At 49.3% G+C, this 1208-nt stretch carries 1 protein-coding gene; it reads left to right on the forward strand.

Translation table 11 applies throughout. The features are described from left to right. Positions 1-1123, forward strand: a 1123-nt coding sequence (locus tag ACOCD2_RS20785) for a hypothetical protein (protein ID WP_419626031.1), incomplete at its 5' end; no start/stop codon positions are given. Between the last annotated feature and the right edge of the window lie 85 nt (positions 1124-1208).

Here is a 1208-nt window from a genome sequence, read left to right on the forward strand (position 1 = left end):
CGTAAAAACATTGGTTCAGAACTCTGTGGTTCTTCACGGGCTACCCAGTGCCGGCGCGCATCCTGGGCTGAAATCTGAGTGGGTGCTTCCAAATAGTGATACTGCCGACACCAACCCCTTGAAACACACGTTTGGACAAAGCGAATATGGCTTGTACACCTACCGTATCTGGTACGAAAGCGATGCCGACCGGTATAAAGAATCCAGCATTATGATTCATGACCGTAATACGGAATGGCCGCAATGGACAATTACAAAGAAGGTTCTGGCAAAGCACTGGCCGATAGAGGTCGATTACCGTGTCATGCCTTCCCTGCTTGATTACGTCAAGAACAATATGGAACATTTGTCGTTTAAATACATGATCCCTCGGGATGCTTCCATTTCCTTTCGTCACTTGAACAGAGCCACTGTTCATTTCGGTGAAGGGGGTTCCTATCCCGTTGTTGTCCGCATATCCGATGACCAGGGCCACAGCACGGAACTGAAAGATGAAGTTGTACTCGATGAGCTTCCGACGCTATCTGGCGCGTTGGATATCTTCTCCGAAGATCCTTGGTACCGGGTGCCGCTCGATGTCAACGTGACCCCTGTCATTGAACAGTCATTCGATGGTGAAAAGGTGTCTGAGCTTCGATATTACCTAGACGGGAAGCTGCTTCATGCCGGCAGTGAAACGTATTACATCATCCGCGATATTGAAACGCCCGCCACCTACCGTGTTCGAGTGGATATAAAAACCAATTACGACCGGCGCTTGTCCCTCAAAGACACCTTTACCGCCACATCCACTGAACCTCCGCAATGCAATGTAGAACTGAAGCTCGACGCGGTATTGCATATATGGATTGTTGAAACGGATTGCGAAGAGAATGAAGGTCCCATCACTGAACTGCGTTGGCAACTCAGCCTGACGGATACCCCGGACGACTACATCACTTTTTTTACTCACAAACGCCAGGCTTCTGTTCCTCATTGGGCAAGCAGACGGGGCATAAAACACATTCGGCTCGAAGCACACAATGATAAAAACCATATTTCCCGAACCGTGATTGACTTCGCTGAAGTGAAGGCAACAGTATTGGAAGAAATAAACACATCGGGAAATCAGGACACACCATGACTCTTTTTAACGGAATCCGGTCGGCCTTCAGAAAGCTACGGGGCGGAGGGCTCCCCAGCGATACGGTGTTTGTCGAACCGCTGGT

Origin of the sequence: Thiolapillus sp. (assembly GCF_048562965.1) — a bacterium.
Taxonomy (GTDB): Bacteria; Pseudomonadota; Gammaproteobacteria; order Chromatiales; family Chromatiaceae; genus Thiolapillus; species Thiolapillus brandeum_A.